This is a genomic window from Methylobacterium sp. J-070 (assembly GCF_022829385.1).
In the GTDB taxonomy this organism is placed as follows: domain Bacteria; phylum Pseudomonadota; class Alphaproteobacteria; order Rhizobiales; family Beijerinckiaceae; genus Methylobacterium.
Genome location: NZ_JAKSXX010000165.1, coordinates 267,220 through 288,065, shown reverse-complemented (window position 1 = coordinate 288,065; position 20,846 = coordinate 267,220). Strand labels below are relative to the sequence as shown.

The 20,846-nt window shown below is 69.4% G+C and carries 16 protein-coding genes; 13 read left to right on the top strand and 3 right to left on the bottom strand.

The window, feature by feature from the left end; all coding sequences use genetic code 11:
• The first annotated feature begins 82 nt into the window (after nucleotides 1-82).
• The 3 genes from galE (at nucleotide 83) to MKL01_RS17305 (ending at nucleotide 3,806) form a co-directional block, all read left to right on the top strand.
• Nucleotides 83-1,075: a UDP-glucose 4-epimerase GalE gene (gene galE, locus MKL01_RS17315; RefSeq protein ID WP_243906437.1), complete on the top strand. Its 993-nt coding sequence runs from the start codon at nucleotides 83-85 to the stop codon at nucleotides 1,073-1,075.
• Between the two features lie 4 nt (nucleotides 1,076-1,079).
• Nucleotides 1,080-2,288 (top strand): lytic murein transglycosylase, encoded by a 1,209-nt coding sequence (locus MKL01_RS17310; RefSeq protein ID WP_243906436.1) that lies wholly within the window; start codon nucleotides 1,080-1,082, stop codon nucleotides 2,286-2,288.
• An 84-nt stretch (nucleotides 2,289-2,372) separates the two neighbouring features.
• On the top strand, nucleotides 2,373-3,806 hold the full coding sequence (locus MKL01_RS17305; protein WP_243906435.1) for a DUF459 domain-containing protein: 1,434 nt from the start codon (nucleotides 2,373-2,375) through the stop codon (nucleotides 3,804-3,806).
• Nucleotides 3,807-3,837: 31 nt separating this feature from the next.
• On the opposite strand, the gene MKL01_RS17300 is transcribed toward MKL01_RS17305, so the two are convergent.
• On the bottom strand, nucleotides 3,838-5,271 hold the full coding sequence (locus tag MKL01_RS17300) for a glutamate synthase subunit beta (RefSeq protein ID WP_243906434.1): 1,434 nt from the start codon (nucleotides 5,269-5,271) through the stop codon (nucleotides 3,838-3,840).
• A 101-nt stretch (nucleotides 5,272-5,372) separates the two neighbouring features.
• Nucleotides 5,373-10,088 (bottom strand): glutamate synthase large subunit, encoded by a 4,716-nt coding sequence (gltB, locus tag MKL01_RS17295; RefSeq protein ID WP_243906433.1) that lies wholly within the window; start codon nucleotides 10,086-10,088, stop codon nucleotides 5,373-5,375.
• A gap of 543 nt (nucleotides 10,089-10,631) precedes the next feature.
• Between gltB and MKL01_RS17290 the strand changes: the two genes are divergently transcribed.
• Nucleotides 10,632-11,495 (top strand): hypothetical protein, encoded by an 864-nt coding sequence (locus MKL01_RS17290; RefSeq protein WP_243906432.1) that lies wholly within the window; start codon nucleotides 10,632-10,634, stop codon nucleotides 11,493-11,495.
• A 107-nt stretch (nucleotides 11,496-11,602) separates the two neighbouring features.
• Here the strand turns inward: MKL01_RS17290 and fdhD are convergent, their stop codons facing one another.
• Nucleotides 11,603-12,442: a formate dehydrogenase accessory sulfurtransferase FdhD gene (gene fdhD / locus MKL01_RS17285; RefSeq protein WP_243906431.1), complete on the bottom strand. Its 840-nt coding sequence runs from the start codon at nucleotides 12,440-12,442 to the stop codon at nucleotides 11,603-11,605.
• Between the two features lie 306 nt (nucleotides 12,443-12,748).
• Here fdhD and coxB point away from each other — a divergent pair, with 306 nt between their 5' ends.
• The 9 genes from coxB (at nucleotide 12,749) to sfnG (ending at nucleotide 20,831) form a co-directional block, all read left to right on the top strand.
• Nucleotides 12,749-13,588: a cytochrome c oxidase subunit II gene (gene coxB / locus MKL01_RS17280; protein ID WP_243906430.1), complete on the top strand. Its 840-nt coding sequence runs from the start codon at nucleotides 12,749-12,751 to the stop codon at nucleotides 13,586-13,588.
• Nucleotides 13,589-13,640: 52 nt separating this feature from the next.
• Nucleotides 13,641-15,269, top strand: coding sequence for a cytochrome c oxidase subunit I (gene ctaD / locus MKL01_RS17275; RefSeq protein ID WP_243906429.1), 1,629 nt, complete (start codon nucleotides 13,641-13,643; stop codon nucleotides 15,267-15,269).
• A 201-nt stretch (nucleotides 15,270-15,470) separates the two neighbouring features.
• On the top strand, nucleotides 15,471-16,421 hold the full coding sequence (locus MKL01_RS17270) for a heme o synthase (RefSeq protein WP_243906428.1): 951 nt from the start codon (nucleotides 15,471-15,473) through the stop codon (nucleotides 16,419-16,421).
• Nucleotides 16,422-16,426: 5 nt separating this feature from the next.
• Nucleotides 16,427-16,591, top strand: a complete 165-nt coding sequence (locus MKL01_RS17265) for a hypothetical protein (protein WP_243906427.1) — start codon at nucleotides 16,427-16,429, stop codon at nucleotides 16,589-16,591.
• A gap of 10 nt (nucleotides 16,592-16,601) precedes the next feature.
• Nucleotides 16,602-17,213 (top strand): cytochrome c oxidase assembly protein, encoded by a 612-nt coding sequence (locus MKL01_RS17260; protein WP_243906426.1) that lies wholly within the window; start codon nucleotides 16,602-16,604, stop codon nucleotides 17,211-17,213.
• 146 nt (nucleotides 17,214-17,359) lie between these two features.
• Nucleotides 17,360-18,220: a cytochrome c oxidase subunit 3 gene (locus MKL01_RS17255; RefSeq protein ID WP_243906425.1), complete on the top strand. Its 861-nt coding sequence runs from the start codon at nucleotides 17,360-17,362 to the stop codon at nucleotides 18,218-18,220.
• A gap of 147 nt (nucleotides 18,221-18,367) precedes the next feature.
• Nucleotides 18,368-18,742 (top strand): DUF983 domain-containing protein, encoded by a 375-nt coding sequence (locus MKL01_RS17250; protein WP_243906424.1) that lies wholly within the window; start codon nucleotides 18,368-18,370, stop codon nucleotides 18,740-18,742.
• Nucleotides 18,739-19,503 (top strand): SURF1 family protein, encoded by a 765-nt coding sequence (locus MKL01_RS17245; RefSeq protein WP_243906423.1) that lies wholly within the window; start codon nucleotides 18,739-18,741, stop codon nucleotides 19,501-19,503. The genes MKL01_RS17250 and MKL01_RS17245 overlap by 4 nt, the downstream gene beginning before the upstream one ends.
• Nucleotides 19,504-19,715: 212 nt before the next feature.
• Nucleotides 19,716-20,831: a dimethylsulfone monooxygenase SfnG gene (sfnG, locus tag MKL01_RS17240; protein WP_243906422.1), complete on the top strand. Its 1,116-nt coding sequence runs from the start codon at nucleotides 19,716-19,718 to the stop codon at nucleotides 20,829-20,831.
• The last annotated feature ends 15 nt before the right edge of the window (nucleotides 20,832-20,846 follow it).

Here is a 20,846-nt window from a genome sequence, read left to right as displayed (position 1 = left end):
ATACTGTAGCGCAGAGCGCCGTAATTATACCGTCTGCACCCGTCTTAGCGGTAGTCATGGGCGCGGGTTCTCAGGGGGTGAAATGGCGGTTCTTGTGACGGGCGGCGCCGGGTACATCGGCAGCCACATGGTTCTGGCCCTGCTCGATGCGGGCCACGACGAGGTCGTCGTCCTGGACGATCTCTCCACCGGCTTCGACTGGGCCGTGCCGGAAGGCGTCAAGCTCGTGGTCGGCGACGTCGCCGACCAAGCGCTCGTGACGCAGACCATCCTCCAGCACCGGATCGATGCCCTCGCCCACTTCGCCGCCAAGATCGTCGTGCCCGAGTCGGTCTCGGACCCGCTGGGCTATTATCTCGCCAATACCGTGAAGACCCGCTCGCTCATCGAGGCGTCGGTGCGCGCGGGCGTGCGGCACGTGATCTTCTCCTCGACGGCGGCCGTCTACGGCGAGCCGGAGGTCGTGCCGGTGCCGGAGGATCTGCCCCTCGCGCCGATCAATCCCTACGGCCGCTCCAAGCTGATGAGCGAGTGGATGATCGCCGATGCCGCCGCGGCGCACGGATTCTCCTACGTGATCCTGCGCTACTTCAATGTCGCCGGGGCCGATCCGAAGGGGCGTTCCGGACAGTCGACGCCGAATGCCACGCACCTGATCAAGGTCGCCACGCAGGCCGCCCTCGGACAGCGGGAGCGGCTCGATGTCTACGGCACCGACTACCCGACGCCGGACGGCTCGTGCCTGCGCGACTACATCCAGGTCTCGGATCTGGCCGAGGCGCACCGGGTCGCCCTCGACCACCTGCGCGGCGGGGGCGAGAGCCTGACGCTGAACTGCGGCTACGGACGCGGCTACTCGGTCCTCGAAGTGATCGAGGTCGTGAAGCGGATGTCGGGCCGCGATTTCGATGTGCACCTCTGTCCGCGCCGGGCCGGCGATCCGGCCCGGATCGTGGCCGAGGCCGGGCTGATCCGCGCGCGCCTCGGTTGGAAGCCCGCCCACGACGACCTCGACGCCATCGTCGCCCAGGCGCTCGCCTGGGAGGATCGGCTGGGCAAGCGCAACCGGATCTGATCCGATGCCGACGCGCAGGGCGTTCGTCGCCGGTGGCTTGTGCCTCGCGGCCGGGCCGATCCGCGCGGCCGAGGCGGGGCGTCCGGACGGCGCGTTCCGGGCGTTCATCGAGGCGCTGCGGCCCGAGGCTGCGGCGCGCGGCGTCTCTCCCCGGACGTTCGACGCGGCGTTCCGCGGCATCGCGGGCCCGGATGCCGGGATCCAGGCCCGGATCCGCGGTCAGAGCGAGTTCGTGCGGCCCGTCTGGGACTACCTCGTCGGCGCCGTCTCGGCCGGTCGGATCGCCCGCGGGCGGGCCCGCGCCACGGCACTCGCGCCGACCCTGTCCGCCATCGAGCGCCGTTACGGCGTGCCGGCCGGAGTGCTTCTGGCCCTGTGGGGCATCGAGTCCGACTTCGGCGCCAGTGCGGGCAGCGTTCCGACGATCCGGGCGCTGACGACGCTGGCCGCCGCCCGATACCGGGGCACCCTGTTCCGCGACGAACTCCTCGCCGCGCTCACCATCCTCGAACGCGGCGACGTCGCGCCGGACCGGATGAGCGGCAGCTGGGCCGGGGCGATGGGCCAAGTCCAGTTCCTGCCCTCCACCTACCTCGCGCATGCAGTGGATTTCGACGGCGACGGCCGCCGGGACATCTGGACCAGCGATGGGGATTCCCTGGCCTCGATCGCCGCCTACCTCAAGGATCTCGGGTGGGATCCGGCGGTCTCGTGGGGCTATGAAGTGCTCCTGCCGGGCGGCTTCGACCTGTCCGGATATGCCGGCGACATCGACGATTTCGCGAAGCGCGGCGTCCGACGCGCCGACGGGAAGCCGCTGCCCGGGCGCGGTCACGCCAGCCTGTTCCTTCCCGGGGGGCTCGGTGCGCCCGCCTTCCTGATCACCGACAATTTCGAGGTGATCCGCGGCTACAACACCTCGGATGCCTACGCCCTCGCGGTCGGCCACTTCGCGGACCGCCTGGACGGAGGTCCGTCCCTCGCCGCGCCGTGGCCGGCGGCCGCCGCGCGCCTCGATGGTCCCGGCCTGAAGGCACTCCAGAGCGGCCTCGCCGCGGCGGGCTACTACGAGGGGCCGAACGACGGCCGTGCCGGCCCCCGGTTGCGGGAGGCGGTCCGGCGTTACCAGATCAGCGCGGGGCTGCCGGCTGACGGTTATGCCACCCCGGCACTGCTGGCGCGGATCAAGGACGGACCGCCGGCGCGGCCGTGACGACCGGCACGGGTTTAGAAACGGGGGGCGCTCGCGCTATACTGGGGTCTGCCGGACGGTCTCCCGCCGGCGAACGGATGCGGAATGCGCATGTTGGTTGCTGGTCGGCGTGCCCGGATACGCCCCGTCCCATCCGGGCTGGCGGCGGCGTCCTGGCTTCTGGGCCTGGCGCTGTTCTGCAGCGCGCCCGCGCAGGCGCAGTGGGGCGACGGGTACCAGCAGCCCGGCGGCGGCGCCTATTACGAAGCGCCACCGCGTCGGCGCTCCCGCGATGCCTATTACCGGGACGATGGGGCCGCGGCACGCCCACCCCGCTATGCGCCCCAGCAGGAGGCGCCCCGCCAGTTCTACTGGCCCTGGGAGGACAGGCCTCAGCCCGTCGCGCCGCAGCCCGAGCGGACCTATCGGGCCCCGCGTCCGCGACCGCACTACGGCGCGACGGAAGCGCAGCGCCCGCCCCCCGCAATCAAGCGCCGGGTGCGTCCTGCACGCGCTCCGACCTCGCCGAAGCCGGCCATCGCCAAGAGCGAGCCCAGCGTGCAGATCGCCGTGTTCGGCGATTCGCTCGCCGACCACCTCGCCAGAGGCCTCGACGACGTGTTCGAGGACAATGCCGACGTCGCCGTGACCGATCGCGCCAAGGGCGACAGCGGTCTCGTGCGCAAGGATGTGGTGGACTGGCCGAAGGCCGTGCAGGACTACCTGCAGGGGAGCCCGAAGGTCCGCTATGCCCTGGTCATGCTGGGCGCCAACGACCGCCAGCCCATTCGCGAGGGTGACGAGACGGCCGATCCGCTGAGCGACCGCTGGCGTGTCCTGTACCGGGCGCGGGTCGATGCGCTCATCAAGGTCTTCACCGACCGCAAGGTGCCGCTGATCTGGGTCGGTCTCCCGCCGATGGAGAGCGAGACGCTCAGCCGCGACCTCGCATCGATGAACGACATCATCCGCGACAGCGTGACCCGGGCCGGCGCCGTGTACGTCGATATCTGGCCGGGCTTCGTCGACGACCGGGACCGCTACGCCGCCTCCGGCCCCGACCCGGAGGGCCAGATCGCCAAGCTCCGCACCGCCGACGGCGTCCACTTCACCAAGGCGGGCGACCGGAAGCTGGCGCATTTCGCCGATGTCGAGCTGAAGCGCCTGATGGGAACCGCGGCGCCGACGCCCGACCAGCCGCCCGCCGCGAGCCTCGCGCCGAGCGTCCAGGCCCCGACCGCGGGGCCGGGCCTCGACGGGGCGGCACAACCCACCGATACCGCCGCCATCGATCGCCAGATCACCGCGATGCTGCCGAGCCTGCCGGAACCGCCGGGGGTTCCGGCGCTTCCGGTGAAGGCCGTCGCCGGCCCGGTCGTGCCGCTCAGCCGCACGGAGGTCTCCCCCGGGGGCGCTCTGCTGACGGGACGGCCCCGGGATGCCGACAATCTGGGGACCGTCGAGCGGACGCTGCTGCGCGGGAACGCGCCGATGCCGCAGCCGGGACGCGCCGACGACTTCCGCTGGCCGCCCGGTTGACGGGCGCCGGCGCTGAGACGGTGCGCCGCCGCTAGCGGGGCAGCACGGTGGCGCCCATCAGCGCCTCGTCGATCGCCCGCGCGGCCTGGCGCCCTTCCCGGATCGCCCAGACGACGAGGGACTGGCCCCGGCGCATGTCGCCCGCCGCCCAGATCTTCGGATCGGAGGTGCGGTAATCCTCCTCGTTGGCCTCGACGTTGCCGCGCTTGCTCACGCCGATGCCCGATTGCTCCAGGAGACCCTTCTGGACGGAGCCGGCGAAGCCGATCGCCATGAAGACGAGGTCGGCGGGAAGGACGAATTCGGAGCCGCTGATCGGCTGCCGCTTGGCGTCGACCCGGGCGCAGACGACGCCGGTGACGTGACCCTTCTTGTTGCCCTCGACCCGGAGCGTCGCAGCCTGGAATTCGCGCTCCGCCCCCTCGGCCTGGCTCGAGGATGTGCGCATCTTGGTCGGCCAGTACGGCCACACCGTCAGCTTGTCCTCGCGCTCCGGCGGCCGCGGCCGGATGTCCAGCTGCGTCACCGACAGGGCGCCCTGCCGGAAGGCCGTGCCGACGCAGTCGGAGGCCGTATCGCCCCCGCCGATCACCACGACGTTCTTGCCGCTGGCCAGGATCGGCAGCTCGCCGTTGCCGCGCATCGGCTCGTTGTTCACCCGTCGATTGGACTGGATGAGGTAGGGCATCGCGTAGTGGACCCCGATGAGGTCCTGGCCCGGAAGCTGCGGGTTGCGCGGATCCTCGGCGCCGCCGCAGAACATCACGGCGTCGAAATCGGCCTTCAGCTCGTCGACCGATTTCGTCACGCCGATATTCTGGTTGTAGTGGAAGACGACACCCTCGGCTTCCATCTGCCGGACGCGGCGGTCGATGTGGCGCTTCTCCATCTTGAAGTCGGGGATGCCGTAACGGAGCAGGCCGCCGGCCTTCGGCTCGCGCTCGAACACGTGGACGTCGTGCCCGACCCGGGCGAGCTGCTGGGCCGCCGCCATGCCGGCCGGACCCGAGCCGACGACGGCGACGCGCCTGCCGGTGCGGGTCTGGGCGGGTTCGGGCTTCACCCAGCCCATGTTCCAGGCCCGGTCGGCGATCGCCTGCTCGATCGTCTTGATGGCGACCGGCTGGTTCTCAAGGTTGAGCGTGCAGGCCTCCTCGCAGGGCGCCGGGCAGATGCGGCCGGTGAACTCCGGGAAGTTGTTTGTGGAGTGGAGGTTGCGCGAGGCCTCCTCCCAATCCGACTGGAAGACGAGGTCGTTCCAGTCCGGGATCTGGTTGTGGACCGGGCAGCCGGTCGGGCCGTGGCAGAACGGGATGCCGCAATCCATGCAGCGCGCGGCCTGCTTCGTCAGATCATGCTCGTCGAGCGGCAGCGTGAACTCGCGGAAATGCCGAACCCGGTCGGCGGCGAGCTGATACTTCTGCTCCTGCCGGTCGAACTCGAGGAAGCCTGTGATCTTGCCCATCGGTCAGTCCCTGGGCCGGCCAGTCTCTGACTGCGCTGCCCGTGTCGTCTCGGATCGTGTTTGCGTGACCGGGCGGCGGACCACCCGGCCCTGACGGCCGGCTACTCTGCCGCCACCGGCATCCGCGCCATCTCCATCTCGCGGAGCGCGCGACGGTACTCCACCGGCATCACCTTCACGAACTTGGTCCGATAGGCGGACCAATCGTCGAGGATCGTCTTCGCCAGCGGGCTGCCGGTGTATTTCAGGTGGTTCTTGATGAGCTGCGTCAGCCGCTCCTCGTCGTGGCCCGACATGTCGGCCAGGATGTCGACGCGCCCCTTGGTCTCCAGGTCGCCGTCCTGGTGGAAGCGGCGCATCAGGTCGTCCTCCTCCTCGACGGGTTCCAGATCGACCATCGACAGGTTGCAGCGAGCCGAGAACGATCCGTCCGCGTCGAGCACGTAGGCGATGCCGCCCGACATGCCGGCCGCGAAGTTGCGCCCGGTCTCGCCGATCGACACGACCACGCCGCCGGTCATGTACTCGCAGCCATGGTCGCCCATGCCCTCGACCACCGTGATGGCGCCCGAATTGCGCACCGCGAAGCGCTCGCCCGCGGAGCCGCGGATGTAGCACTCGCCGGCGATCGCCCCGTACAGCACGGTGTTGCCGACCATGATGGTCCGGTCCTGCGGCGAGCGCAGCGCGTCGCTCGGCCGGATGATCAGCTTGCCGCCCGAGAGGCCCTTGCCAACATAGTCGTTGCCGTGGCCGGTGAGTTCGAGGGTCACCCCCGCCGCCACCCAGGCGCCGAAACTCTGGCCGGCGGTGCCGGAGAGCTTCACCACGATGGTGTCGTCGGGCAGCCCCTCGTGGCCGTGCGCCTTCGCCACCATGCCGGACAGCATCGCCCCCGCGGCCCGGTCCGAGTTCCGGATCGTGTCGGTGACGACCACCGGTTCGCCGGTCTCGATGGCGCGTCCGGCCTTCTCGATAAGGCGCCGGTCCAGGACCGTGTCGATCGGGTGGTGCTGCGTCTCGACGTGGCGGATGGCCGTGCCTTCGGCCACCTTGGGGCGGTGGAACAGCTTCGTGAAGTCGAGCCCGCGCGCCTTCCAGTGGGCGATGGCCTCCATCTTGTCGAGCAGGTCCGAGCGGCCGATCGCCTCCTCCAGCTTGGTGAAGCCGAGGGAGGCCAGGATCTCCCGCACCTCCTCGGCCACGAAGAAGAAGTAGTTCACCACGTGCTCGGGCGTGCCCTTGAAGCGCTTGCGCAGCACCGGGTCCTGGGTGGCGACGCCGACCGGGCAGGTGTTCAGGTGGCACTTGCGCATCATGATGCAGCCGGCGGCGATCAGCGGCGCCGTCGAGAAGCCCATCTGGTCGGCGCCGAGAAGGGCCGCGATGACCACGTCCCGCCCGGTGCGGATACCGCCGTCGGCCTGGAGGGCGACGCGTCCGCGCAGGCCGTTGAGCACCAGGGTCTGCTGGGTCTCGGCCAGCCCGGTTTCCCAGGGACCGCCCGCGTGCTTCAGCGAGGTCAGCGGCGCCGCGCCGGTGCCGCCGTCGTAGCCTGAGATGGTGATGTGGTCGGCCCGCGCCTTGGCGACGCCCGCCGCGACGGTGCCGACGCCGACCTCCGAGACGAGCTTCACCGACACGTCGGCCGACGGGTTCACGTTCTTCAGGTCGAAGATCAGCTGGGCCAGATCCTCGATCGAGTAGATGTCGTGGTGCGGCGGCGGCGAGATCAGGCCGACGCCCGGGGTGGCGTAGCGGACCTTGGCGATCTTGGCGTCGACCTTGTGGCCGGGCAGCTGGCCGCCCTCGCCGGGCTTGGCGCCCTGCGCGACCTTGATCTGCATCATGTCGGAATTGACGAGGTATTCCGTCGTGACGCCGAAGCGACCCGAGGCGACCTGCTTGATCGCCGACCGGCGCGAGCGCCCGTCCGGCAGGGGCTTGAACCGCTCGACCTCCTCGCCGCCCTCCCCCGAGTTCGACCGGCCGCCGAACGAGTTCAGCGCGATGGCCAGCGTCTCGTGGGCCTCCTTGGAGATCGAGCCGTACGACATCGCCCCCGTGGCGAACCGCTTGACGATCTCGGAGGCCGGCTCGACCGACTCGACCGGCACCGGCGCGCGGCCGATCTCGGACGCACCCTTGATCCGGAACAGCCCGCGCAGGGTCTTGAGCTGGTTCTCCTGGCGGTTCACCAGCTCGGCGTATTCCTTGTAGCGCTCCGGCACCTTGAGGCGCACCGCGTGCTGGAGCGTCGCGACCGTGTCGGGCGTCCACGTGTGGGTCTCGCCGCGCAGGCGGTAGGCGTACTCGCCGCCGACATCGAGGGCGTTCCGGTAGACCGGGGCGTCGCCGAACGCGTCGCGGTGACGGCGCACCGTCTCCTCGGCGACCTCGGCCATGCCGACGCCCTCGATCGTGGTGGCGGTCCCGAAGAAGTCGCGGCCCACGAAGGCCGAATTCAGGCCGACCGCGTCGAAGATCTGCGCGCCGCAATAGGACTGGTAGGTGGAGATGCCCATCTTGGACATCACCTTCAGCAGGCCCTTATCGATCGCCTTGATGTAGCGGTAGATGATCTCCTCGTCGGTCAGGTCCGGCGGGAACTCGTCCTTCATATCAAGAAGGGTCTCGAAGGCGAGGTACGGATTGATCGCCTCGGCGCCGTAGCCGGCGAGGCAGGCGAAGTGATGTACCTCGCGCGGCTCGCCCGACTCGACCACCAGGCCGACCGAGGTCCGAAGGCCCTTGCGGATCAGGTAATTGTGCACGGACGCGGTGGCCAGCAGGGCCGGGATCGGGATCCGGTCCGGCCCGACCGCCCGGTCGGTGAGCACGATGATGTTGTAGCCGCCGCGCACCGCCGCCTCGGCCCGGTCGCAGAGCCGGTCGAGGGCGCCGTCCATGGCCTGCGCGCCCATCTCGGCCGGGTAGGTCATGTCGAGGGTCTTGGTGTCGAACCGATCCTCGAAATGGCCGATCGAGCGGATCTTCTCCAGGTCGGCGTTGGTCAGGATCGGCTGACGGACCTCCAGGCGCTTGCGCCGGGACGCCCCCTCCATGTCGAGCAGGTTCGGCCGCGGCCCGATGAACGAGACGAGGCTCATCACGGCCTCCTCGCGGATCGGATCGATCGGCGGGTTGGTGACCTGCGCGAAGTTCTGCTTGAAATAGGTGTAGAGCAGCTTGGACTTCTCGGAGAGCGCCGAGAGCGGCGTGTCCGTCCCCATGGAGCCGACGGCCTCCTGGCCGGTCACCGCCATGGGCTGCATCAGCAGCTTGAGGTCCTCCTGCGTGTAGCCGAAGGCCTGCTGGCGATCGAGCAGGCCGACGTCGCCGCGCGACTCGCGCGGCTGCACCGGCCGCAGGTCCTCCAGCACGATCTGGGTGTTCTTGACCCAGTCGGCGTAGGGGTGCGCGGCGGCGAGTTCGCCCTTGATCTCCTCGTCGGAGACGATCCGGCCCTTCGCCAGGTCGATCAGCAGCATGCGGCCCGGCTGCAGACGCCAGGACTGGACGATCTTCTCGTCCGGGATCGGCAGCGTCCCCATCTCTGAGGCCAGAACCACGAGGCCGTCGTCGGTGACGATGTAGCGGGCCGGGCGCAGGCCGTTGCGGTCGAGGGTGGCGCCGATCTGGCGTCCGTCCGTGAAGGCGACCGCGGCGGGGCCGTCCCAGGGCTCCATCAGGGCCGCGTGGTACTCGTAGAACGCGCGCCGCTCCTCGCTCATGAGCGGGTTGCCGGCCCAGGCCTCGGGGATCAGCATCATCATGGCGTGCGCGAGCGGGTAGCCGCCCTGCACGAGGAACTCGAGGGCGTTGTCGAAGCAGGCGGTGTCGGACTGGCCCTCGTAGGAGATCGGCCAGAGCTTCGAGATGTCGTTGCCGAACAGGTCGGAATCGACGCTGGCCTGCCGGGCCGCCATCCAGTTGACGTTGCCGCGGAGCGTATTGATCTCGCCGTTATGGGCGACCATCCGGTACGGGTGCGACAGGCGCCAGGTCGGGAAGGTGTTGGTGGCGAAGCGCTGGTGCACCAGGGCAATCGCCGACACGAACCGCTTGTCCCTCAGGTCGAGGAAGTAGCCGCCGAGCTGCGTGACGAGCACCATGCCCTTGTAGACGATGGTCCGGGTCGAGACCGAGACCGGGTAGAATTCCTTCACCCGCGGATCGTCCAGGCCGTAGACCCGGTTCGAGATCACCTTGCGCGCGACATAGACCCGGCGCTCGAACGCATCCTGGTCGGCGACCGACCCGGGACGTCCGATGAAGACCTGTCGGTGGTGCGGCTCGGTCGCCTTCACGGCAACGCCGAGATCCTCCGGATCGACCGGCACGTCGCGCCAGCCGAGCAGGGGCAGACCCTCCGAGGCGAGGACCGATTCGACGATCTCCTGGATGATCGCCCGGGGCTCCTCGGCCTTCGGCATGAAGAACTGGCCGATGGCATATTCGCCGGCCGGCGGCAGCTCGAAGCCCAGGCGCGAGCACTCGTCGGCGAAGAACCCGTGCGGGATTTGCGTGAGGATGCCGCAGCCGTCGCCCATCTTGGGGTCGGCGCCGACCGCGCCGCGGTGGTCGAGGTTCTCCAGGATCTTGAGACCCTGCTCGACGATGGCATGCGTGCGGCGGTCGTGCATGTCGGCGATGAAGCCGACGCCGCAGGCGTCGCGCTCGTGGGCCGGATCGTAGGCGCCCTGGGCGTCCGGGAGGGCGGGATCGCGCACGACGAGTGGCGCGGCGCCGCCCCGCGGAGCGACGGCCTGGATCGTGGAAGCAGCAAACTCTTCGGCGGGTCTGCGTTGTGACATGCCTCGTCTCGTCCTTCCCTCGAACCCGTCCGCCGCCGTCCACACCACGAGCATGTTTCGTGCCCGCCCGCCGTCGGGTCCGGCGCTCCGACCTCATGTCGCAGGCGATCCGGTCGGTCCCGGGGGGACGCGCCCGTCGAACTGCGTTCATCGAGGACCCGGACCGCTCGACGAGCGGCGCACGGACGCGCCCGTGACCGTCTGCCCGAAGTCTCGCCCGCGCGCGAGGTGGCGACGGCCGGTATTCACGGCCGATGGGACAGTTGTGCTGTCCTAAGTCGCGAAACTGCCAGATCGTACCGTTTTCAGCAAGGGACAGGGCGCCGCCGCGGCAACGCGCCTGCGGTCCGCCCGCGCGCCGCGCGATCCGGCCTCCGCAATGTCGCCCGAATCGCGCGGTCTACCGTGGGCCGCCGAGCACAAGCGGCATGCGGGGCAATGTCCTCGCCGGCATGGTCAGAGGTCCGGGATCACCGGGCCCGGCCATGCCGGAATCCGGATACTCTGCCGGGTCTCCAAGAACGGGAACGCATCAGAGTGGCGATGAAGAGCAGATTGGCCGTGCGCCTTCGGACGACGACGACCCGGGCGCTGTGCGCCGCGCTGGTATCGGGGGCCGCCCTCGTCGGCCTCTGCCGCAGTGCCGACGCGCAATTCGCGTTCGAGGACGAGATCCTGCCGCCGCGGGTGGTGGCGTGGCGTCTGGCCGATCGCGGGTTCACCGGCCTGACCCGCCCACGCTTCGACGGGCGGGTGTATGTCGTGGATGCGGTGAGCCCGACCGGGGTTCCGGTCCGCCTGTTGGTCGATCCCGCCGCGGGGGCGATCGTCGGGCAGCGCCGGGTCGCCGCGCCGGAGACCTACGCGCGGCTCGAGCGTCCGGCACCCGGCTTCGGTTGGACCGAAGAGGAGGCCGTGCCCCGTCGCGTCGTGAGGCCCGCGCCGTCCGACGAGGCTCCGGCCCTGCGGCTTCAGCGGAGGACGCCGGGCGAGGCCATGCGGCCCGAGCCGAATCCGGATGGGACCAACCCGGACAGACCCGGACGGACCGGCGTCCCGCGGAAGATCGCCCGCGCCGCCCCCCCGCACCCGACCGAGCTGAAGCCGGCGCTGCGCACCAGTCCCGAAGTCCCCGCTCCGCGGGTCGCCCCCTCCGAGGCGGCGAAGACCGATGCGAGACCGGCCGTCCCGCCGGACGGCAAGGCCGCGACGATCGACGGCACGCAGCCGGCGCCGTCCGCACCCGCCGCGGCCGACAAGCCCGCCGACAAGATCGTGGCCGAGGCTGCCAAGCCCGCATCGAAGGATTGGAAGGATCCGCCCGCGGAGAAGAAGGCCGTGCGCGTGATCGATGGGGCGACCATCGTCCCCGGCACCGTCGAGAAGGAGCCCGGCGCCGTCCAGTAGGCCCGCGCGGCCGACCCGGGTCCGACAGCCGACGGTTCACGCCCCGCGCCGTGGATCGGGCGCGGCGGTCGATCCGGCGGACCGGCAGCCGCGATTGTGGGCCGCGCCTAGCCGGCGATCAGCCGCTCCGCACCGGTGAAGACCGTGACGGTGTCGGCGCGCGCGATGGCGCAGAGCGTGATCGCGTGTGCCTGCGCCCGCTCCAGCGCGAGGGAGGTCGGGGCCGAGATGGCGACGATGACGGCCGCCCCCAGGCGCGCGGCTTTCTCGACCATCTCGAACGAGCACCGGCTGGTGATCACCAGAAAACCCGAATCCGCGACGGTGCCGGACCGCATCAACGCCCCGATCAGCTTATCCAGGGCGTTGTGCCGACCGACATCCTCCCGCACAGCCACGAGGGTGCCGTCGAGCCGCGCCCAGGCCGCCGCGTGAACCGCCCGCGTCTCGGCGCCCAACGCCTGGGCCGAATCCAGGGCCGACAGGGCCCGGGCAATCGCCGGCACCGCGACCTGGACATCGGGGCCGGTCCGCCGCTCCGCGCGGGGGAGCTCCGCCAGATCCTCGATCCCGCAGACCCCGCAGCCGGTGCGGCCGCTGATGGCGCGCTTGCGCGCCAGATGCTCCCGGAGGCGACCGGGCGCCAATTCGACATGCAGGCGCAGGCCGTCCGGCCCGACCGCGACCCGCGTCGCCCGGATCTCGGCAGCATCCTCGACGATGCCCTCCGTGAGGCTGAAGCCGTAGGCGAAATCCTCAAGGTCGGCGGGGGTGGCCATCATCACGGCGTGCGGCACGCTGCCGTAGACGAGATTGACCGGAGTCTCGACCGCGAGCGCCCGCACGTCCGGCCTGGGCTCGGCTGCCGCGTAGGCCACGACCTGCATCGGCACCCGCACCGAGGCCGGCGGCAGGTCGGCGGATCGGCTCGCGATATCGGTGGTCATTCAGCGCTCCGGCCCCCCCGGTCCAACCGCGACACGTATCCGGCACCCCGGCGATCCGGCAATGGCGCCGGCACAGGATCCGACGCGCCCCGGTGCGACCGCGCCACGAGACACGGCGAACTGCCGGGAAAGCGACCGATGCGACGCTTGTGCGGTTGCGCGTGGCGGGCCCTTGTGGTCTGAAGCCCCGGTCGGATAATGCCGGGTGACACAAACGGTACTCCGTCACGTTGGTACCATCCCGCACATAATCAATACGGGACGGTCCGACGGCAATCAGACAGGCAGGGGAGCCACGAGAGGCAGATGCGGACGGTGCGGACGATCAACCGGTCACTCTGGAGCCTCGCCGCTCTCGGCGCCTCGCTCCTCCCCTTATCGGCCGCGCAGGCCGCGGGCTTCGGCCAGCCCGTGCCGTGGGAGATGAGCCGGCAGATCCCGGTCACCGAGAATGCCCGCGACATCCTGAGCTTCGAGGTGGGGCTGCATTGGCTGTCCCTCGTGATCTCGGTCTTCGTGCTGGGTCTCATCCTGTGGTGCATCTTCCGCTTCGGCGAGAAGCGCAACCCGACGCCCTCGCGCACGACGCACAACACCGCCATCGAGGTCGCCTGGACGATCGTGCCGGTGCTGATCCTGGTCGCCGTGGCGATCCCGTCGTTCCGCCTGCTGCGGACGCAGCTCTCCGACCCGAAGGCCGACATGATCGTCAAGGTCATCGGCCACGCCTGGTACTGGTCCTACGAGTACCCGCAGACGGAGGCCGGCGGCGGCTTCACGTTCGACGCCAACATCGACGAGGACAAGCAGCCGCGCCTGCTCCAGACCGACAACGAGATGGTCGTCCCGGTCGGCAAGATCGTGAAGATCCAGGTCACCGCTGCGGACGTCCTGCATTCCTGGGCGATGCCGGCCTTCGGCTTCAAGATCGACGCCGTCCCCGGCCGTCTGAACCAGATGTGGTTCAAGGCCGACAAGGAGGGCACCTTCCACGGCCAGTGCTCCGAGCTGTGCGGCCAGCGCCACGCCTACATGCCGATCGTGGTCCGCGTGGTCAGCGAGCAGGCCTACGCCGACTGGCTGAAGGAGGCGAAGACCAAGTACGCCCGCATCGACAACGGCACGAGCGTCGCCGAGGCGCGCTGAGCCCCGGCCGACCGCGACCCGAACCCATCAGATCCACAAGGCACCCGAATCCATGGCTACAGCCGCAGCCCATGCCGAGGCCCACGAGGTCCACGACCACAAGCCGTCGTTCTTCGCGCGCTGGTTCCTGTCGACGAACCACAAGGACATCGGCACGCTCTACCTGCTCTTCGCCTTCTGCGCCGGCATGATCGGCGCGTTCCTCTCCTTCGGCATCCGGATGGAGATGGAGCAGCCCGGCCTGCAGTACTTCTCCAATCCCGCGACCTACAACGTGTTCGTCACCGGCCACGGCCTCATCATGGTGTTCTTCATGGTGATGCCGGCGCTGATCGGCGGCTTCGGCAACTGGTTCGTCCCGCTCATGATCGGCGCGCCCGACATGGCGTTCCCGCGGATGAACAACATCTCGTTCTGGCTGACGGTGGCGGGCTTCTGCTCGCTGCTCTGCTCGCTGTTCGTCGAGGGCGCGCCCGGCGCGTCCGGCGCGGGCACCGGCTGGACCGTCTACCCGCCGCTCTCGACCGCCGGCCATCCCGGCCCGGCCGTCGACTTCGCGATCTTCGCCCTGCACCTCTCCGGCGCCGGCTCGATCCTGGGCGCGATCAACTTCATCACCACGATCCTCAACATGCGCGCCCCGGGCATGACGCTGCACAAGATGCCGCTCTTCGCCTGGGCCGAGCTGGTGACCGCGTTCCTGCTGCTGCTGTCGCTGCCGGTGCTCGCGGGCGCCATCACGATGCTGCTCACCGACCGCAACTTCGGCACGACCTTCTTCGACCCGGCCGGCGGCGGCGACCCGATCCTGTACCAGCACCTGTTCTGGTTCTTCGGTCACCCCGAAGTGTACATCATGATCCTGCCGGCCTTCGGCATCGTGTCGCACATCATCTCGACCTTCTCGCGCAAGCCGGTCTTCGGCTACCTCGCGATGGCCTACGCGATGGTGGCGATCGGCGTGGTCGGCTTCGTCGTGTGGGCCCACCACATGTACACGGTCGGCCTGTCGCTGCAGACGCAATCGTACTTCGTGTTCGCCACGATGGTGATCGCGGTTCCGACCGGTGTGAAGATCTTCTCGTGGATCGCCACCATGTGGGGCGGCTCCATCCGGTTCACCGCCGCCATGCACTGGGCGGTGGGCTTCATCTTCCTGTTCACCGTCGGCGGCGTCACCGGCGTCGTGCTGGCCAACTCGGCGGTCGATAAGTACCTGCACGACACCTACTACGTGGTCGCGCACTTCCACTACGTCCTGTCGCTGGGCGCGGTGTTCATCATCTTCGCCGGCGTCTACTACTGGTTCCCGAAGATGACCGGGCACATCATCCCGGAATGGGCCGGCAAGCTGCACTTCTGGCTGGCCTTCATCGGCGCGAACGTCCTGTTCTTCCCGATGCACTTCCTCGGCCTGGCCGGCATGCCGCGTCGTTACGCCGACTATCCCGACGCCTTCGCGGGCTGGCACAAGGTGTCGACCTACGGCGGTCACATCTTCGGGCTCGGCATGTTCGTGTTCGTGATCGGCGTCGTTCTCGCCTTCCGCTCGAAGGAGCGGGCCGCGGACAATCCGTGGGGCGAAGGCGCCACCACCCTGGAATGGACCCTCTCGTCCCCGCCCCCGTTCCACCAGTTCGAGACGCTGCCGCAGATCGTCGAAGAGCCCGGCGTGCACTGAAAATACCCCGCGAGGGCCGCTTCGGCGGCCCTCGCCCTTCCCCGGAGGCCGGCTGGCGGCCTCCCGGCAAGGGCGAGCGTAGAGGGCGATCCGCATGGGCCACTGGCCCCGCCCGCGTCGGCTCTTGGAATACGTTGAATTCAAAACGCGACCCGGCCGTGACGCGCGTGGCCGGGCGCCGGCATAGCAGCGGCAGACGCGATGACGAGCCTGACGAACAGCATCGGACCGGACCTCCCGGCCGCGGCCCTCACGAGTGCCGGCGGCGACGTGCCGGATTACTTCGCGCTGCTGAAGCCGCGGGTGATGGTCCTCGTCATCTTCACCGCTCTGGTCGGAATGGCGGTTTCCCACGGTCACGTGCAGCCGGCGATCGGCGCGATCTCGCTGCTCGCCATCGCGGTGGGGGCCGGGGCCTCCGGCTGCCTCAACATGTGGTGGGATGCCGATATCGACGCCGTGATGAGCCGGACCGCGACGCGGCCGATCCCCGCGGGCAAGATCACCTCCGAGGAGGCCCTCGGCTTCGGCCTGTTCCTCTCGGTGGCGTCGGTGCTGGTGCTGGGCCTGACGGCGAATTGGCTGGCCGCGGGGCTCCTGGCCTTCACCATCGTGTTCTACGCGGTGGTCTACTCGATGTGGCTGAAGCGGGCGACCGCGCAGAACATCGTCATCGGCGGCGCCGCGGGTGCCCTGCCGCCGGTGATCGGCCAGGCGGTGGTGACCGGCTCGATCGGGATCGAGTCCCTCATCCTGTTCGCCATCATCTTCATCTGGACCCCTCCGCATTTCTGGGCCCTGGCCCTGATCAAGGCCGACGAGTACGCCCGGGCCGGCATCCCGATGATGCCGAACGTGGCCGGCCCGGCCTCGACCCGGCGCCAGATCGTCTGGTACTCCCTGTTCCTCGCGCCGCTCGGGCTGGTGCCGGTGGCGCTGGGCTTCGGCGGCATCCTCTACGCGGTGATCGGGGTCACGGGCGGCCTCGGCATGGTGGCCTTCAGCATCCGCGTGCTGCGGAACCGCCAGGGCGACGCGGAGAAACGGGCCGCCATGGGAATGTTCGGCTTCTCGATTCTCTACCTGTTCGCGCTGTTCTCGGCGCTGCTGGCCGAGCAGAGCTTCGGCCTGTTCCGGCCGGTCCTGGGCTGACCGCCATGGCCGATCCCCAGATCCAGTACCGGCCGCTCACCCCGGAGGAGGAAGCCCGGCGCCGCAAGCGCTCGGTGGCCATCGCGCTGGCGCTCGGCGCCTGGGTGCTGCTGTTCTTCGTGCTGACGATCGTCAAGCTCGGGCCGCAGATCCTCAGCCGGCCGCTCTGAGGAGATCGCAATGAGCCCGCACCGTGCCGATCCCGGACGCCGCGCCCGGCGCACCGCCCTTGCCTGCGCCGGGCTGGCGGTCGGCATGATCGGCCTCGCCTTCGCGTCGGTGCCGCTCTACGACGCCTTCTGCAAGGCCACCGGCTACGACGGCACGCCGCGCCAGGGGCCGGCGCTGGCGGCCTCCGCGGCGCGGGCCGACGACAGCATGGTGGTCCATTTCGACACCAACGTCGCGCCGGGGCTCGCGTGGAAGTTCGCCCCGGAGGCGGGCAGCATCGAGGCGAAGCTCGGCGAGACCAAGACGGTGTTCTTCCGGGTCCAGAACACGGGGTCCAAGCCGTCGACGGGGGTCGCGACCTTCAACGTCCAGCCGGGCTTGATGGGCGGCTACTTCGTCAAGATCGCCTGCTTCTGCTTCAACGAGCAGACGCTGCAGCCCGGAGAGACCCTCGACGTGCCGGTGGTGTTCTACGTCGATCCGGCGGTCCGGGAGGACTCGAACACGGCGCATCTCTCTGAGATGACGTTGTCGTACACCTATTTCGCCGCCAAGAACGGCCGGCCGGTGACCGGGCCTGTGGCCAATTCGGCGGCCCCGGGCACGAAGGGCGATTTCTGATCGCGGGCCCGTGACAAGCCGGGCTCTCAGCGATTAAACGTGCGGACAAGCTTGGGCATGGTCTATGCCACGCCCAGCCAAGAGCAACAGTTGACTGCGTAAGGCCGGGAACGGTTCGGGGCGCGAGGGTGAGGAGCGACGGGACGATGGCCGAGGCGCACGCCAAGAATCACGACTTTCACATCCTGAACCCGAGCCCGTGGCCGCTGATCGGGGCGTTCTCGGGCTTCCTGATGGCGTTCGGCGCCGTCTTCTGGATGAAGAGCCTCCAGATCGGCACCCTGACACCCGGCCCCTACATCTTCGGTGCCGGCGCGATCGGCGTCCTCTACACCATGTTCTCCTGGTGGAAGGACGTGGCGCACGAGGCCAATTCGGGCGACCACACCCGCGTCGTCCAGCTCCATCACCGCTACGGCATGATGATGTTCATCGCCTCCGAGGTGATGTTCTTCGTCGCGTGGTTCTGGGCCTATTTCGAGGCCGCCCTGTACACCGCCGACCCGATCCAGGTCTCCCGCGTCGAGTTCACCGGCGGTGTCTGGCCGCCGAAGGGCATCGAGGCGTTCGATCCCTGGCACCTGCCGCTGCTGAACACGCTGATCCTGCTGACCTCGGGCACCACGGTGACCTGGGCGCACCACGCGCTGCTGGAAGGCGACCGCAAGGGCCTGAAATACGGTCTGTGGCTGACGATCATCCTCGGCGTGCTGTTCACCGCCTGCCAGGCCTACGAGTACAGCCACGCCGAATTCGGCTTCGCCGGCAGCATCTACTCGTCGACCTTCTTCATGGCGACGGGCTTCCACGGCGCCCACGTGATCATCGGGACGATCTTCCTCGCGGTGTGCCTGTTCCGCGCCTATGCGGGCCAGTTCACCACGCGCCAGCACCTCGGCTTCGAGTTCGCCGCCTGGTACTGGCACTTCGTCGATGTCGTGTGGCTGTTCCTGTTCGCCGCGATCTATGTCTGGGGTTCGGGCGTCTTCCACGGCGGCGCGCACTGACGGCGATCCATCCCGCCGATGCATGGCGGGTCTGCGAGGGCGGCTTCGGCCGCCCTTTTTCGTGCCCGCGCTTTTGAATCCCCATATCGACACGATGCGTCGGGCGCGGCCCGAACGCGCTCTCCCAAGTCGGTCTGGAGTGTCCCCGTGGACCAACGCACCTATTCGCCGCCACCGCCGATCCCCACGGGTCTGCGCGGCCGATGCCCGCGCTGCGGCGAGGGCCACCTGTTCAAGGGCTTCCTGACCCTGCGGCCGAGCTGCGAGGTCTGCGGACTGGACTACGGGAATTTCGACTCGGCCGACGGGCCGGCCTTCTTCGTGATGTCGATCGTCGGCCTGATCGTGGTCGGCCTCGCCCTCTGGATGGAGATCACCTACGAGCCGCCGATCTGGGTCCACGCCCTCGTGGCCACGACGCTGTCGGTCGGTCTCAGCCTGATCATGGTTCGTCCTCTCAAGGGGATGCTGATCGCCCTCCAGTACAGCAACAAGGCCGAGGAAGGGCGCTTCAAGCGGTGACGGCGACCGGATACACGCGGGCCGCGTGGCGCGATCTGCTCGCTCCGGGTTTGGCGTCGCTGATCGCGCTGGCCATTCTCCTGAGCCTCGGGACCTGGCAGCTCGAGCGCAGGACCTGGAAGGAGGATCTGATCGCCCGGATCCTGCGCCAGAGCCGCGCCGAGCCGGTGGCGCCCCCGGCCCCGGGGGCCTGGGATCCGGCCCGGGACGAGTTCCGCCACGTCCGCATCGCCGGGGTCTTCCTCAACGATCGCGAGACCCTCGTGCACGGGCTCGCCGCCGGCGAGACCCCGGGCCGGGCGCTGCAGGGCTACTACGTCCTGACGCCGCTCGCGCGCTCGGACGGCGGCACGGTGCTGGTGAACCGCGGCTTCGTACCGACCGAACTGAAGGCACAGGACGACCGCCGGGACGGCCTCATCGAGGGGCCGACGACGGTCACCGGCATCCTCCGCGCCAGCGAAGCCCGGGGGCTGTTCGTCCCGGAGCCGGACCCCGCCCGGGGCGAGTGGTTCAACCGCGACGTGGCCGGCATCGCCGCGGCCCGCGGCCTCTCGGAGGTGGCGCCCTACCTGATCGAGGCCGACGCCGTGCCGGGCCAGACCACGTGGCCGCGCGGCGGCCAGCTGCGGGTCGATCTGCCCAACAACCATTTGCAATACGCGTTCACCTGGTTCGGCCTCGCCGCCTGCCTGGTCGGCGTCTTCTCGGCGTTCGCCTGGCGGCGCCTGCATGAGTCGGGCGCGTCAGGCGGCGCGTAGCACAAAGCCGCATCTCCGTTCCGTCTTCGTGGAAGAGAGTCGCGCGGCGCGACTTCAAAAAAGCATCGCATTCCTTTGACCGGCGCGCTTGGTCTCGGAATACTTTCCGTGTTCTTGAGCGATCGTCCGCGTCCCGCCTGTCGTCTTCAGCGCGCGGCGATCATCCGCTGACGATGCGGCGCATCGGCGCCGCGCACGCGAGGATGCGCCGCATGACCAGCCACATCATCGACGGTTCGCAGGTCGAACCGATCCGCTTCGCCTACTGGGTGCCCAACGTCTCCGGCGGGCTGGTGATCAGCAAGATCCCGCAGCGGACGGGCTGGGACGCCGAGTACAATCGGAAGCTGGCCCAGATCGCCGAGGAGGCGGGCTTCGACTACGCCCTGACGCAGATCCGCTTCACCGCCGGCTACGGCGCCGAGTACCAGCACGAATCGGTCGCCTTCAGCCACGCTCTCTTGGCCGCGACGACCAAGCTCAAGGTGATCGCCGCGCTGTTGCCCGGACCGTGGCATCCGACCCTCGCCGCCAAGCAGATCGCCACGATCTCGCAGCTCACCGAGGGCCGGATCGCGGTCAACATCGTCTCGGGCTGGTTCTCGGGCGAGTTCCGGGCGATCGGCGAGCCCTGGCTCGACCATGACGAGCGTTACCGCCGGTCGGAGGAATTCATCCGCAGCCTCCGCGGGATCTGGACGCAGGACAATTTCACCTTCCGCGGCGACTTTTATCGCTACAGCGACTACACGTTGAAGCCGAAGCCCGCCCAGCCCCTGCCCGAGATCTTCCAGGGCGGCTCGTCCCGGGCGGCGCGCGACATGGCGACCCGCGTCTCCGATTGGTACTTCACCAATGGCGGCACGCCGGAGACGATCCGCGCCCAGGTGGCCGACATCCGCGCCAAGTCGGCCGAGACCGGCAACCATCCGAAGATCGGCGTGAACGTCTTCGTGATCGCCCGCGACACCGAGGAGGAGGCGCGCGCCGTCCTCCAGGAGATCATCGACAACGCCGATCCCGAGGCCGTGAAGGCCTTCGGCCACGAGGTGAAGAATGCCGGCAAGGCGTCGCCGGAAGGGGAAGGCAACTGGGCGAAGTCGAGCTTCGAGGATCTCGTTCAGTACAACGACGGTTTCAAGACCAACCTGATCGGCACGCCCGACCAGATCGCAGAGCGGATCCTGGCGCTGAAGGATGCCGGCGCCGACCTCGCCCTGCTGGCCTTCCTGCATTTCCAGGAGGACGTCGCGTATTTCGGCGCCCACGTCATCCCGCGGGTCCGTGCCCTCGAGGCCGCCCGCGACCGACGCGCCGAGGCGGCCTGAGCGTCGCCGGCCGGC